This is a genomic window from Rhodococcus rhodochrous, from assembly GCF_014854695.1.
GTDB lineage: Bacteria > Actinomycetota > Actinomycetes > Mycobacteriales > Mycobacteriaceae > Rhodococcus.
Genome location: NZ_CP027557.1, coordinates 5,224,717 through 5,239,084, shown reverse-complemented (window position 1 = coordinate 5,239,084; position 14,368 = coordinate 5,224,717). Strand labels below are relative to the sequence as shown.

Annotated in this window: 11 protein-coding genes; 7 read left to right on the top strand and 4 right to left on the bottom strand. The window is 64.9% G+C overall.

Annotated features, from left to right (window positions below):
- Positions 1-19: 19 nt before the first annotated feature.
- Complete coding sequence (locus C6Y44_RS23920; RefSeq protein ID WP_120280805.1) at positions 20-412, top strand: hypothetical protein; 393 nt, start codon at positions 20-22, stop codon at positions 410-412.
- Positions 413-458: 46 nt separating this feature from the next.
- Here the strand turns inward: C6Y44_RS23920 and C6Y44_RS23915 are convergent, their stop codons facing one another.
- Genes C6Y44_RS23915 through C6Y44_RS23900 form a run of 4 tightly spaced genes read right to left on the bottom strand, consistent with a single transcriptional unit; the run spans position 459 to position 4,564 of the window.
- On the bottom strand, positions 459-1,448 hold the full coding sequence (locus C6Y44_RS23915) for an ABC transporter ATP-binding protein (RefSeq protein WP_120280804.1): 990 nt from the start codon (positions 1,446-1,448) through the stop codon (positions 459-461).
- On the bottom strand, positions 1,448-2,521 hold the full coding sequence (locus C6Y44_RS23910; protein WP_120280803.1) for an ABC transporter ATP-binding protein: 1,074 nt from the start codon (positions 2,519-2,521) through the stop codon (positions 1,448-1,450). Before C6Y44_RS23910 ends, C6Y44_RS23915 begins: the two co-directional genes overlap by 1 nt.
- Entirely contained in the window at positions 2,518-3,618 is a 1,101-nt protein-coding gene (locus tag C6Y44_RS23905) for an ABC transporter permease (RefSeq protein WP_120280802.1), read from the bottom strand. The genes C6Y44_RS23910 and C6Y44_RS23905 overlap by 4 nt, the downstream gene beginning before the upstream one ends.
- Positions 3,611-4,564, bottom strand: coding sequence for an ABC transporter permease (locus tag C6Y44_RS23900; RefSeq protein ID WP_120280801.1), 954 nt, complete (start codon positions 4,562-4,564; stop codon positions 3,611-3,613). Before C6Y44_RS23900 ends, C6Y44_RS23905 begins: the two co-directional genes overlap by 8 nt.
- Before the next feature lie 992 nt (positions 4,565-5,556).
- On the opposite strand from C6Y44_RS23900, the gene C6Y44_RS23895 reads away from it, so the two are divergent.
- From C6Y44_RS23895 to hsaA, 6 genes are all read left to right on the top strand, one after another.
- The gene (locus C6Y44_RS23895) at positions 5,557-7,200 is read left to right on the top strand and encodes an ABC transporter substrate-binding protein (protein WP_225623673.1); all 1,644 of its coding nucleotides are present in this window, start codon (positions 5,557-5,559) and stop codon (positions 7,198-7,200) included.
- A gap of 228 nt (positions 7,201-7,428) precedes the next feature.
- Complete coding sequence (locus C6Y44_RS23890) at positions 7,429-8,664, top strand: CaiB/BaiF CoA transferase family protein (RefSeq protein ID WP_159417230.1); 1,236 nt, start codon at positions 7,429-7,431, stop codon at positions 8,662-8,664.
- 44 nt (positions 8,665-8,708) lie between these two features.
- The gene (locus tag C6Y44_RS23885; protein WP_120280798.1) at positions 8,709-9,875 is read left to right on the top strand and encodes an amidohydrolase family protein; all 1,167 of its coding nucleotides are present in this window, start codon (positions 8,709-8,711) and stop codon (positions 9,873-9,875) included.
- Positions 9,876-9,890: 15 nt separating this feature from the next.
- A complete protein-coding gene (locus tag C6Y44_RS23880) occupies positions 9,891-12,161 on the top strand; it encodes a CaiB/BaiF CoA transferase family protein (protein WP_159417231.1) in 2,271 nt (756 codons plus the stop codon).
- Positions 12,162-12,198: 37 nt separating this feature from the next.
- The gene (locus C6Y44_RS23875) at positions 12,199-12,990 is read left to right on the top strand and encodes a FadR/GntR family transcriptional regulator (protein WP_159417232.1); all 792 of its coding nucleotides are present in this window, start codon (positions 12,199-12,201) and stop codon (positions 12,988-12,990) included.
- Positions 12,991-13,211: 221 nt separating this feature from the next.
- Positions 13,212-14,360: a 3-hydroxy-9,10-secoandrosta-1,3,5(10)-triene-9,17-dione monooxygenase oxygenase subunit gene (hsaA, locus tag C6Y44_RS23870; protein ID WP_159417233.1), complete on the top strand. Its 1,149-nt coding sequence runs from the start codon at positions 13,212-13,214 to the stop codon at positions 14,358-14,360.
- Positions 14,361-14,368 lie beyond the last annotated feature (8 nt).

Here is a 14,368-nt window from a genome sequence, read left to right as displayed (position 1 = left end):
TCGATCGGAGGTTGCCACCATGGCCTGTCCTTCCCAACCTGTCCGCACCGGCCTGGACCCCCAGCTGGCCGCGGCTTTCAGCGGGCACCCTCACCTGCTCGAAGACTGCCGTATCGAGATCAACGAAGATCAGATGTGGGTCCTGTTCCCCGAGTCCGACTTCGTCGTGCGAACTCGGCCGGTGGAAGGCTCCGATCATGCCGTCCGGTTGAAGTTCTCGGTTGCCGTACGTGCTCCCGAACCTTCGCTGGAGACATGGTGGGACAAATGGTCGGTAACGACCGACCGCGACAATCAGGTCGCGGTGGTCCGGCGCGAGATCCTTGCCGGCCGACGGGAGATCCTGCAGATGCTCGAGGACCGTTTCGACGTTCGCTCGTCCGTAGCCGATTCGGTGAGCATAGGCGACTGACTGTTCCCCCGGGTGGCAGGTGATCCGGCCACCCGGGGAGAATCGATCAGACGTGATGGCACGCTACGTAGTGCCCCTCGTTCACCTCGCGGAGGAGCGGCTCCTCCGCGGCACAGCGCTCGGTCGCCAGCGGACAACGCGTGCGGAAGCGGCAGCCGGACGGCGGATCCAGCGGCGACGGAAGGTCGCCTTCGATCACCGGCGTGGCCTCGGTCTCCTCACGATGGATATCCGGATCCGGAATGGAAGCCAGCAGCAGACGCGTATATGGATGCCGCGCTTGATGTTCCATGTTCCGGCTGGGTGCGATCTCGCACACCTTGCCCAGATACATCACCATGACCCGGTCGCTGATGTTCTTGACCACGGCCATGTTGTGGGCGATGAAGATCATCGTCAGGTCGAACTCGGCCTTCGTCTGCTCGAGCAGATTGAGGATCTGCGCCTGCACCGAGACATCGAGACTCGACACCGGCTCGTCGCAGATGAGCAACTTCGGCTCGAGCATCATCGCTCGCGCGATACACACCCGTTGGCACTGACCACCCGACAACTCTCCGGGCAGTCGCTCCCACACCATGTCCGGATCGAGACCGACCGCCCAGAGCAGCTCCCGACCACGCTTCTCGAGTGCTTCCTTGTCCTGCCGGCCCCACATGCGAGGCCCCTCGGTCACCAGATGTTTGACCTTGCGGCGCGGATTCAGCGACGAAATGGGATCCTGCATGATCATCTGCATCTTCGCGCGGATCCGGCGCAGCGCAGAGGCACTGAGCGAAGACAACTCTGTCCCGTCGATCCGGACATTGCCGGACTTCGGAGCCGGTAGCTGCATCACGGCCCGACCTGCCGTCGACTTCCCGCACCCGGATTCGCCGACGATCCCGAGGGTTTCCCCCGGCAGGAGATCGAAGCTGATGTCCGAGACCGCGTAGACCGTCTGATGACGGCCGGCCGGGAATTCGACGACCAGATTCTCGACGGAGAGGACGGGCTCGTCGTTCGTGCGCAGGTGCGCGACTCCACTACCTGCCATCAGATTGCCTCCATTTCCAGCACGCGATCATCGAGTGTTTCCAGGCGGGGCATACCGAGATCGGTTGCAGGTCGACCGTCCAAAGGAAAATGACAGGCCACCTCGTGGGGATGGGGGGCTCCGACGGTATCCGAGGACGGAACGAGATGGGGGACCGTCTCCCGGCACTGTTGCCGACTGTACTTGCACCGCGACGCGAACGCGCAGCCCTGGGGCGGGGCGGTCATGTCGGGCAGTCCGCCCTCGATCGATTCGAGCCGGGTGTGCGGGTCCTGCTCGATGCGGGGGACCGCGGCGAGCAGTGCCTCGGTGTACGGGTGCCGGGGCGAGGTGAACAACTGCCGCGTGGGCGCGGTCTCGACGATCCGGCCCGCGTACATCACCGCAACCCGATCGGTCTGCCCTGCCACGACTCCGAGGTCGTGGCTGATGAGGATCCCCGCCATACCGGTCTCGGTGCGGAGTGCATCGAGCAGCTCGAGGATCTGTTTCTGGACCGTCACGTCGAGTGCGGTGGTGGGTTCGTCGGCGATGACCAACTTGGGATCGCAGGCCAGGGCCATCGCGATCACGACACGCTGACGCATACCACCGGACAGTTCGTGGGGGTATTGGTCGATGCGCCGGGTCGGCTCGGGAATGCGGACCTTGCGCAGCATCTCGATGGCCCGTTCACGCGCCTGGGCCTTGTCCAGGCCCAGGTGGGCGCGCAGGGATTCGGTGATGTGCGTGCCGATCTTCTTGAACGGGTTGAGGGCGGACATCGGGTCCTGGAAGACCATCGCGACGTCCTTGCCCCACACCTGCTGCTGTTCCTTGCGGGTCAGCTTCTGCATGTCCCGGCCCTCGAAGAGCACGGTGCCGGTCACGGTGGTCTTCCCGCCGTGCGAGACGAGCCCCATGATCGTCTGGCCCAGAACGGATTTTCCGGAGCCCGATTCACCGACCAACCCCAGGGTCTCACCCGGTTCCAGACTGAGCGACACGTTCTCGACGGCTCTGAGCCGGCCTCGCTTGGTACGGAACCGTGTGGATACCTCGCTCACCGTCAACAGCGGTTCGTTGCGGGTCACAGTTTCACCTCCCGAGTACCGCCGGTGCGCTTCTGCGCCTTCTCACCGACGAGGTTGAACGAGAACACTGTCAGGAACAGGAACAATCCGGGCACCCAGACGATGTGCGGATACTGCTCGAATACGGTGCCCTGACCTTCGGCGATCATGTTGCCCCAGGTGGGGGTGGGGGGCTGGATGCCCAGGCCGAGGAAGCTCAGCGAGGCTTCCGCGACGATCATCGCGGAGATCAGGACCATGCCCATCGAAGCCAGCGGAAGGACGACGTTGGGGGCGATCTCTCGGACCATCACCCGCAACCGGGTGGCACCCATCGCGCGTGCTGCCAGAACGAACTCTCGTTGCGAGAACACCAGCGTATTGGCTCGTGCAATGCGGGCCATGCTGGGAATCGCGAGGATGGCGAGCGCGAACGAGATGTTGCGCAGGTTCGTCTCGAGGACCGACGCAAGGGCGATGAGCAGGATCAACGAGGGAACCGCGAGGAGCGAGTTGGTGAGCACACCGACGATCCGATCGATCCACCCACCGAAGTACCCGGCGAGCACACCGATCGCGCCGCCGACGATCATGCCGATCAGCACCGCGGAGATGGCGACCACCAGCGAGTACCGGGCCCCGTAGACCGATCGGGCCAACAGGTCGAGACCGAAATTGTTGGTGCCCAGCGGGTGGTCGGAGAACAGGCTCGGCTGCGCGTAGCTCGGCGAGGTCAGCGTCTTGGCGGTGTCCTCGTGCTCGGCCAGGGGCAGGAGCGGGGCCAGCAGCGCGGCTGCGGCCAACACGGCCAGCCAGGTGCAGGACAGGATGAAGGTGAGATCGAAGTCGGGGCCGAAGCGTGCCAGTCCCAGCCGCCGCACGCCCGTGTACAGCAACACGAGGGCGGCCAGGAAGATCAGCACGCGAACCGGGACGATGAGCAACGGCGCCGCGGCGAGGCCCGCAGCGAGCGCGCCCACGACCGTCAGGACCGAGCCGACACGATAGAGCCGGCGCAGTTCCTCTCGGTCGGTCGGGTTCACTGCGGTCTCCGACGTCGTCTCCTCGGCGAGGGGACCGGTGTCCGTCGGGTTCTCGATGATGGTCGTCTCAGACATGGGCACGCCGACTCCTTGGGTCGAGGTATCCGTAGGAGAGGTCGATGACCGCGTTCGCGATGACGTAGATCGCCGCGATCACGAGGACGGCTCCCTGCACCATCGGAATGTCACCCTGCTGCGCCGCCCGGACGATGAGCGAGCCCATCCCCGGCAGGGAGAACAGGGTCTCGACGATCACGGTGCTGCCGATCATCGAGCCGATCACGACGCCGATCATGGTGATGAGGGAGAAGGACGACGGCCGCAGAGCATCGCTGAAGAGCAGCCGGGCGTTCGACATCCCCTTCGCCTTCGCCACGAGGATGAAGTTCTCCTTGAGCGTGGTCACGAGGTCGCTACGGAGGATACGGGTGAACATCGCCAGTTCGAGCAGGCTGATGGTCAGGGCCGGCAGGAAGGCGTGGTACAGATTCTGGCCGAGGTCCTCGGAGATGCGCACCCACTGCGAACGTGGGAACCAGCCCAGATAGTTGACCATCACCATGATGAGCAGGAGCCCGGCGAGAAAGCTGGGGACCGACAGGATGCCGAACGTGCCGGCGCTGATCATGCGGTCGATCCAGCCGCCCTGGTGCCGGGCAGAGTACATCGCGAGTGGAATCGACACCGCGATGGCGATGACGAGGCCCATCAGAGCCAGCTGGAAGCTGACCGGCAGTGCCAGGCCGATGCTCTCGGTGACCTCACCCTGAGGCGGGACCATCGACTGCCCCAGGTCGCCCTGCAGCGCCCCGGACAGCCAGCCCCAGTACCTCGTCAGGAAGGGGTCGTCGAGACCCATCTCCGCGCGAACCCGGGCGTACTCCTCCGGGGCACGCCCTTCGCCGAGAACAGCAACCGATGGGTCGCCGGGGATGAGCGAGACGAGGGCGAACGTGCCGAGACTGACGATGAAGAGCACGACGACCAGTTCGATCACCTTGTCGATCACTGTTCGTGCCACCGCGTCACCGCCTCCTTCCTATTTTCGTGAACGATCGATCTCCGACGTGGCCGGACCTGTGCCGGAAGACGATGACGGAAGCGAACTGCACCGGACCGTGTCCTGCCGGGGTGGTGAAGAGCATCTTCGGCGGATCACATACTCACCCTCCTGGGATGCGCATCGATGCGGGATCGAGGGAGAGCGGCTCGCGAACCGATTGCCGGCCACCACCCGACCGGGTGCGACTCGAATGTAGCCTCCGCCACATCCGAAGCCGTGAGCGCTGGTCCCATTGAATGGCATCGAGTTGCCGGTGCGACAGAACGGCGTCGTGAGACCGCCTGCCGATGGTGGGAATGGACCCGTCGGTCTGTATCTGCGGCGTAGAGAAGCGAGCTCTTCGCGGCCCCGCGCCGGCCGAATCGCGAGGCGACCTCCCGGCCGCCGGACCCGAGAGCCTGGTGTCGACGGGCATGGCCGATTCTCGGACGAATGGCCCAAGCGCGAACCATCGAACGGTGAAACCGCTGATCAAAGGCTCGATCATCGGCCATTCGGCACACCGGCAGGGCAGTGTTCGGGAGCTGCGCCGTCCGGTGTCCCGGCCGGCCTCGGGCTCGTCGAGCGCGCGCGTCCGATGGCGCGGCACCGAGGGGCGAGGCTACGGGTGTGGATGTCGCGCCGGGCGCCGGAGCTGTTCCGGGTCTCTCCGACGGCTCTGCCGCAGGGGCTCCCGGAGGTCCCCGAACCGGGATGTCGGGTCTTGTCCGAAGGGGCGATGCTGCGGTACGGATTGGCGAGATCACGGGCGTGACCACACGCGTGGCCGAAACATACGGGCCGTCCCCCTACGGTCGGTAGGGAGACGCACTTGCAGCCTCGGCCGTAATGTGCGGTCCGTCAACGGCATTCCGTATATCGGAAAAACGCTTTTTTATCGAAAGATCTTGTGGCACAGCTGAGATGCAGCATACAGTCCGCAACGCAGCGGGTCGGGCGACGCCGTCGGTGTGGGGACCGATCCTCTCTCTAGGAGGTTGTTCATGAGCAGGTTCTCGAGAAGGTTCGGTCGAATACTGGCGACGGTTGCGGTCGGTACCGTGGCGCTCACCGGGTGCGCGAGCAACGGCGGATCGGACGAAGCGTCGGCAAGTTCCTCATCGGAAAGGGAGGTGGTCCACGGCGTCATCGGCGACCAGGGTGACGGCGGGCCGCCGGTGAAGGGCGGAACTCTCACCTTTGCGTCGCTCGCGCCGGTGACCAACCTCGATCCGACGCTGACCCAGGCCACCGGCCCGACCGGCGGAACCGAGATGGCCGCCGTCTACGACGTCCTGATGCGGTACGACATCGAATCGGAACAGTTCGAGCCGCACCTCGCCGAGTCGATGGAAGAAAGCGACGATCGACTGACGTGGACGATGACGCTGCGTGAAGGCGTCACGTTCAGCGACGGAACTCCGCTCGATGCCGCCGCGGTCGTCGCCAGCATCGACCGCTACAACACCCGGCGCGGTGCGCACTCACAGCTCTACCAGGAGATCGTGACGAGTACGACCGCTGCGGATCCGACGACCGTGGTGTTCAGCCTGGACCGCCCATGGTCCACCTTCCCGGCCCTGCTGTCGTACGGCCACGGGATGGTCGTCGCGCCGTCGTCCCAGCAGGGCGACACGTTCACCCCCATCGGTGCAGGGCCGTTCACGGTGGTCGGCCTGCAACCACAGCAGGAGCTGCAACTGAAGGCACGCCCCGACTACTGGGGCGGAGAGCCGAACCTCGACGGCCTGAAGTTCGTCGCCATCGCCGGCGACCAGCCCAAGATCGAAGCGCTCCGGACCAACGGCATCAACATGGCCTACCTGGGCAACGCAGAGGCCGTCGAAGCAGCGATGGCGGAGTTCCCGGGATATGCCGAGCCGGTCAACCTCAAGCTTCTCGGCCAGATCAATGCCGCTCCGGGACGTCCGGGTGAGGACCCGCGCGTCCGTCAGGCCATCGCCTTCGCCGTCGATCCCGAGGTGATCGACCAACGAGTCCGCGAAGGCAAGGGCATGCCCGGAACCGACATGTTCCAGCCGTGGTCCACATGGCACGGCGACGTCGACGGCATCACCCCCTCTCCCGAGCGGGCCACCGAACTGTTGAACGAGGCGAAGGCCGACGGCTACGACGGCAAGATCACGTTCCTCAGCGTCAACAATCCCGACTCCCAGGAGCTGGCGCTGGCGGTGCAGGCCCAGCTCAATGCTGTCGGCTTCGATACCGCGGTCGAGTACGCCAGCAGCTCGACCGACCTGGTCAAGCGCCGCTTCGTGGACAAGGATTTCGATCTGAGCTTCGGTGGCTTCAGCATGTCGGACGTGGACCCGGAGATCCGGCTCTACGGTGCGCTCCACAGCGCATCGACCAACAACATCCTCGCGTACAACAGCCCGCAGATGGACGAACTGCTCAACGAGGTGCTGTCGGCTCCCGACGAGGAAACCAAGCGCACTGCCATCGGTAAGGTCCAGGAGCTCATGAATGTCGACCAGCCGATGCCGCTGTGGGGCGCGGGCATCAACTTCGTGGCCTGGACACCGAACGTGTACGGCGTCACCCCGTTGAACGACTCGATCATGTTGTTCGACAAGGCGTTCCTGAAGAACTGAACCCCGCCCGAGAGGGCTCCGAACCTGGCGACGAGGCAGTCCCGGTCACTTCCGTGGCCGGGACTGCCTCGTTCCGTCGAAATCCCCGAACTTCGATTTCACGAGATGGGACGGAGCTAGTGAAACCGCACCGTCGCCGCTGATACAACTCATGCATACCGATACACACCATCTCCACGAACCGAGAAAGGGGGGGCGAGATTCATGGTGGGACAACTCGATTCATCCGTGTCACACTCGAACCCCTCGGGCCGCGGCTGGCCGCGCGTCGTCGACTTCTCCACCCACTTCAGTGGTCCGATGGCGAGCCGGGCACTGGTCCACTTCGGCGCCGACGTGGTCAAGGTCGAAAATCCGCGGGGCGGCGACGGCAACCGGCAGGTCGGCAATCCCTTCGCGGGAACATCCGACGTGCATCACGCACTCAACGCCGGCACGCGCAGCATCGCACTCGACCGGCGCTCCGCTACCTGGCCGACCGCCGTGGCGGCCCTGGCCCGGTGGGCCGACGTGGTGATCGTCGGTGCCCGACCCGAAGATGCCCGCAAGCGGGGCGTGGACGCCGAGACGCTGCTGGCTGCCAATCCCGAGCTCGTGTACTGCTCTGTGACGGGATACGGCGACGACGGTCCCTGGGCCGCGATGCCGGCCCACGGCCTCCAGCCCGACGTCATGGCCGGACTGGTCGAGGTCGAATGGCACGACGGGATGCCCCGTGTGCCCGCGTCGTACCAGGCACACGGCACCGCTCTCGCAGGCATCTGGGCGGCCCTGGGCATCCAGGCAGCCCTGCTCCGGCGCCTACGTGGCGCATCCGGTCAGGTCGTCACCGTTTCCATCTGGGAGGCGGCGCTGTCCTGGATGTGGCGCGAGGCGCAGGCCGGCCTGAACGACCTGCCGTCGCGCCCCTCCTTCCAGGCGATGGGTTCGCGCTACCGGATGTACCCCTGTGGCGACGGACGGGTCCTGCTCATCTGCCCCATCGAACGCAAGTACTGGGAACGCTTCGTCGACATCGTGGGCCTGCCCGAGTCCTACCGGACCGTCGGTTCGTGGGAACGCGGAGCCGACTACGGTGCCGGTCGCGACGACGAAACAGCCGTGATCGCAGCTGCTCTGGGTGCCCGCCCCGCGCACGTCTGGGAGAAGATGTTCACCGAGGCGGGAGTTCCCGCCGCGATGGTCCGCACCGTCCGCGAAGCGGTCGCCACCGATCATGCTCATCATCTCGGAGTGAGCGTTCCGGTGTCGCTGCCCGACGCGACGTACACCGTTCCGTTGACTCCGGTGGCGGTCGTTCCCGTGGACGGCGATCATCCCGGAAGCGAGGAGATGGCCGCACGCCGTCGACAGCGCGGAGCGGGCCTCACTGCGGCTCCGGAACTCGGAGCCGACACCGTCGATGTCCTCATCGACCTCGGACTACACGACCTGGCAACGGAACTCGCGGCCTCACATATCTGACGAGCCAACCGGTTCCGCAATCAATGAAGGAAGAAGGAAGGTCAATGCGCAAATTGTTCAGCGTCGACGATCATATCGTCGAACCGCGCGACACCTGGACTTCGCGGGTACCCGCGCGGTTCAAGGACCGCGCCCCACGTGTTCTCGAGGACGAGAACGGTGCCGAGTACTGGATGTACGAGGACACTCGCCACACCTACCTGGGTCTCAACGCCGTTGCGGGCAAGCCGCAGGAGGAGTGGGGCCGGGAGCCGATGCGATTCGAGGACATGATCCCGGGTTGCTACGACGCGGCTGCTCGTAAGACGGACTTCGAGCGGGCCGGCATCATGTCGAGCCTGAGCTTCCCGACCCTTCCGCGCTTCGGTGGTGCCCTGTTCATCAACTTCCAGGACAAGGAACTCGCAGACTACTGCGTGAAGGCCTGGAACGACTTCATGTACGACTGGCACCTCGTCGCACCCGAGATGTATGTGCCGATGGCGATCATCCAGCTCTGGGACATCGAAGCTGCCGTCAAGGAGATCAAGCGCAACCTCGAGCGCGGCTTCCGGGCGATCACCATCCCCGAGGAGACCAGCAACCTCGGCCTGCCGTCCTACTACTCGGACTACTGGAACCCGATCTGGGAAATCTGCGAATCCGAAGGCATTCCTGTCTGCATGCACATCGCGTCCAGTGGCTGGAAGGCGTACCGCCCGCCGGAGTCCTCGGCGGCGCTCGAGATCGCACTGAGCATGACGCAGACCATCACCCACGCTGTCGGCATGATGTACGGCCCGGTGGCTCGTAAGTACCCGAAGATCAAGCTCGTGTACTCCGAGGGTGGAATCGGCTGGGTGCCGGTCACTCTCGAGCGTGCCGATCGCCAGTACGGTCTTCACAAGTACTGGGGCGACCTGGACCAGAGCCTGACGCCGTCGCAGATCTGCAAGCGCAACATGTGGTTCTGCATGATCGACGAGCCGTACGGCCTGGCCAACCGCCACGAGATCGGTCTCGACAAGATCTTCTGGGAGTGCGACTACCCGCACGCCAACTGCATCTGGGACGAAACTCAGCCGAAGGTGGAGGAACTCTTCGCGGACATCCCCGACGACGAAGCGGAGATGATCCTCTACAAGAACGCCGAGAAGATGTTCAACTGGAAGGTCCCGGAAATCCCGGAATGGGCTCGCGAAGCCCATATTCCGACCTTGGTTTCGAAGTAAGAGGGGAGTACTCACATGCCCGGGCCGCTCGACGGACTGCTCGTCATCGATGCTTCATGGGGGATGCCCTCCTCCATAACCTCGCTGCTGTTGGCTGACTATGGCGCGCATGTCGTGAAGGTCGAGCGGCCGGGCGGTGGTATCGACGCCACCGCCCCGGAACGCAAGATGTGGGATCGCGGCAAGTGGAGCATCGTGCTCGATCCCGAAAACCCCGACGACGCCGAGACTCTGCGGCAACTGCTGCGCCGCGCAGATGTCTTCATCGAGTCCTACGGTGTCGCACGGAGCAAGGAGCTCGGCCTCGACTACGAGGACCTTCGTGTCCTCAACCCGAGGTTGCTCCACCTGTCCACCACGGCATACGGCCGGTCCGGGCCGTGGCAGGACCGGCCCGGTTACGAAGCGCTGGTCGCCGCCCGGATGGGATTCATGGCCGAGCAGCCCGGGCACCGGAAGGGTCCGATCTTCCTGGGGCACCCCAGTATCGGGTACACCACCGGATTCCTCGGAGCGATCGGCATTCTCGCCGGCCTGCGCGCCCGTCGCGTGACCGGACGAGGACAACGCGTCGACGTCTCCATCCTCGACGGTGTGCTCGGGCAGGCACCGATGAACTGGTGGTTCACCTCGAAGGACGAGTCCTACCTCGACACCGAGGAAAAAGGCCACTTCGGTCATCGCCGCGTGCTCATCGACCTGTTCGAGTGCGGTGACGGCGAGTACCTCATGATCCACACCGGCGGCAACGGAGCCTTCAAGGCCGCCATGGAGGTACTGGGGGTGGGTGAGCACTTCCAGACGGTGACCGGCAAGGTCGAGATGGCGGTGCCGCTGAACGAAGAGGAGTTCCGGATCGCCCGGCAGGAGGTGCCGCAGATCTGGAAGACACGTCCTCGCGACGAATGGCTCGAGTTGCTGCGCGCTCGTGACGTGGCGGTCGTCCCCGTGCTGCGTCCCGGCGAGATCCTCGAACACGAGCAGGTGCGGCACGCCGGCCTCGTCATGGACATGCCCGACGACGAACACGGAACACTGCGGCAGGTCGCGCCGGTGATCAAGTTCTCGACCGCCGCCCCCGAACTTCCCGAACCCGCCCCGGCGGTCGGGCAGCACCAGGAGAAATTGTCCGAGCTGCTCGGTCTCGAACCGAAGGCGGCCGAGTCGGGCCGAGACCTCGATCATCCGCTGACGGGCCTGCGCATCCTCGATCTCAGCCAGTTCATGGCTGCTGCCTACGGCGCGAAGTATCTGTCGGATCTGGGCGCGGACGTCATCAAGATCGAACCGCCCATCGGCGATACGATGCGCTCGCTGCCCGACCCGTTCGAGGCCTGCCAGCGAGGCAAGCGCGCCATCGTCCTCGACCTCACGACCGAGGAAGGCAAGAGTCACTTCCTGCGTCTGCTCGACACCGCCGACGTCGTCGTCCACAACCAGCGTCCCGGCAAGGCCGAGAAGCTCGGCGTCGATTACGAGACACTGCGCAAGATCAAGCCCGACCTCATCTACTGCTACCAGCCCGGCTGGGGCGCCGACGGACCGTGGGCGATGGAAAAGAGCTTCGCCCCGCTGCTCTCGGCACTGACCGGACTGATGTACGTTGCCTCCGGAGCCGGCAACAAGCCCGTGCGCCGGGCGCGAGCGAGCGAGGACTACTACGGCGGATTCCTGGGAGCCACCGGCATCCTGATGGCCCTCGAACACCGCGCCCGCACCGGAGAAGGCCAGTTCATCCTGGCCCCGCAGTTGCACGCCAGCCTCTTCGCGGTCAGCGAGCACATGACCGACGGCGATCACAAGCCGTTGGATACGGCTCGTCTCGACGCACACCAGCTGGGGCTCTCGCCGACCTACCGGCTCTTCGAGACGAGCGACGGCTGGGTCTGCGTCGCAGCGGTCGGGCAGCGCGCGCAGGATCGCCTGCGCGACGCACTGCGCTCGGTGGGCGCCGATACCGGCGGCCCGAACGGCGAAGAAGCACTCGGTGCGGCCCTGGAGACCCACCTGTCCGGTTTGGACACGACCTCCGCGACCGAATGGCTCGACTCGCATAGTATTGCCAACGAAGTGGCGCGGGACACACCCTATATGCCGGAATTCTTCTGGCAGGAATGGGCGGTGGAATCGGGTCACGTCTTCGAACACCTAGAGCACGCGGACTGGGGTTACATCAGGGAAGTGGGCTTGACCGTGAGGTTGTCCGAGACGCCCGGTCGGAAGACCGGCCCCGGACCCACCCTCGGACAGCACACCGCAGAGGTACTCGACTCTCTGCAGGCCTGACTCCCACCCTGGTCGCGCATGCGATCAGAGGAGAGAGATGCCTGCCGAAGAGGCGAACAAGCCCACCACGCGGAAGCCGGTACGCAGCGAATCGAGTCCCGTACCCTCCCTGCGCCGCCCGCAGAAGATGTCGGAGTACACCGCGCGTCAGGTGGTGGCCGACATCGTGGAGTCGGGTCTCGGCGCCGGCGACCGGCTTCCCGCGGTGGCTTCCATGGCCGAGCACTACGGGGTGGGATACGCCTCGGTTCGCGAAGCTCTGCGCATGCTCGAATCGATCGGATTGATCAAGGTCCGGCCCGGACCCAACGGTGGACCGGTCGTCAACGATCGCGACGGCGCGGAGTTCAGCTCGGTCATCCGCCTCTACTGCCAGATCATGGGCGTCACCTACCGCCACATCATCGGCGCGCGGCAGGCACTCGAGCCGATACTGGTGCGCGAGCTGGCAACCGACAGCGCCCCGGAAGTCCGCCGGGCTCTGCTCGACATCACGAGCCGAAACCCGGAACCCGGGGCCATCTTTCGTGCGCAAGCACACGGATTCCACGACCTGATCGCCAGTTACTCGGTGGCGAACCCGGTGCTGAGCCTGTTCGCACGCGCTGTCTGCCAGATCTATCGGGAATTCATCCGCGCGGAAGGCCCCAGTACGGAACCGGCGGATCGTCCCGAGATCCTCGCCGAGCATCGGGCCATCGCGGAGGCCGTGGCCGCCGGCGACGGAACGCGTGCCGAGGAACTGATGGTCAAGCACATGGCCGATCTCGCCGAGTACGTCGAGACGCACTACGCGATGGCTCTCGACTCCGTCATCGAATGGGTCTGACCCGCGACCTTCCATTGCTGCATAACCGAATTCGGTGACCGGGAAGATCTCGGAACTCCTGTGAACCGGATCTCATCCAATGGCACTTTCCCCTCCTGCAACCTTCCCTCCTGCGCCTAGGGTCCAACTATCGCGCAGCCCGGAACAGAGGAGGAAAGATGCCAAGACGAGGCGACCCGCATCCAGGTTCAGGAGTCGGTCACGAGGCTGCGGTAACCACCGTGCTGGAGGCCGTAGAAGGCATGCTTCCCGGGATCGGCGAGCGTACCGCTCAGGCCGATGCCGAGCGTCGTCTCCCGGACGCCACGGTGAAGGAGATCGCGAACAGCGGTGTGATGCGTCTGCTGCAGCCCAAGGCATTCGGTGGATACGAAGCAAGCCCGGTAGCGTTCTACGAAGCAGTGCTTGCGATTGCCGAGCGTTGCGGTTCCACCGCATGGGTGACCGGCGTTGTCGGTGTACACAACTGGCAGCTCGGCCTTTACGACGAGAAGCTCCAGCAGGAAATCTGGGGAGAGAACCAGGACACCTGGACCAGTTCGTCCTACATGCCCGGTGGCAAATTGACGCGAGTGCCCGGCGGATTCGAGCTCACGGGTCGATGGAGCTTCTCCTCGGGTAGCGACCATTGCCAGTGGGCCATCCTCGGAGCTCTCGAGATGCAGGAGGACGGCCCGCCGACCACCTACAACGTGGTGGTGCCGCGAACCGACTACGTCGTCGAGGATGTCTGGCACACAGTGGGTCTGCGTGGCACCGGCAGTAACGACATCGTCATCGACGGTGCCTTCGTCCCGGATTACCGGGCACTGACCAAGACGCAGGTCTACACCAACGATGCACCGGGACGCGCGCTCAACACCTCACCGCTGTTCGGCATGCCGTTCACGACACTGTTTCCCAGTGCAATCACCAGCCCCGTCATCGGTATGGCGAAGGGCCTCATCGACCTCGCGCTGGAGTACCAGGGCACTCGTGTCAGCCGGGCACACGGCAAGATGCTCGACGCCGACCCTTACTCGGTGGCCGCTCTCGGTGGAGCCGCGAGCATCGTCGATGCGTGCCGGCGGCAGTTGCTCGGCAACATCGGTGACATCTACGAGACGTTGATGGCGGGTGGAACCCCTACAACCGACCAGCGTTCCACGGCACGCCGGGATCAAGTGCTCGGCACCGTTCGGTGTGTTGCCGCCATCGACGACATCTACGACCGCCAGGGTGCCGCGGTGATCCGCGAAGACCACCCTATGGCCCGTTTCTGGCGGGACGCGCACACGGCCAAGCATCACACCATCAATACGAACGAACGAACCCTGCACAGCTGGGCGCACAACGCCATGGGGCTGGGCCCGAGCGAATCGATCGTCTGAGCAAGAAG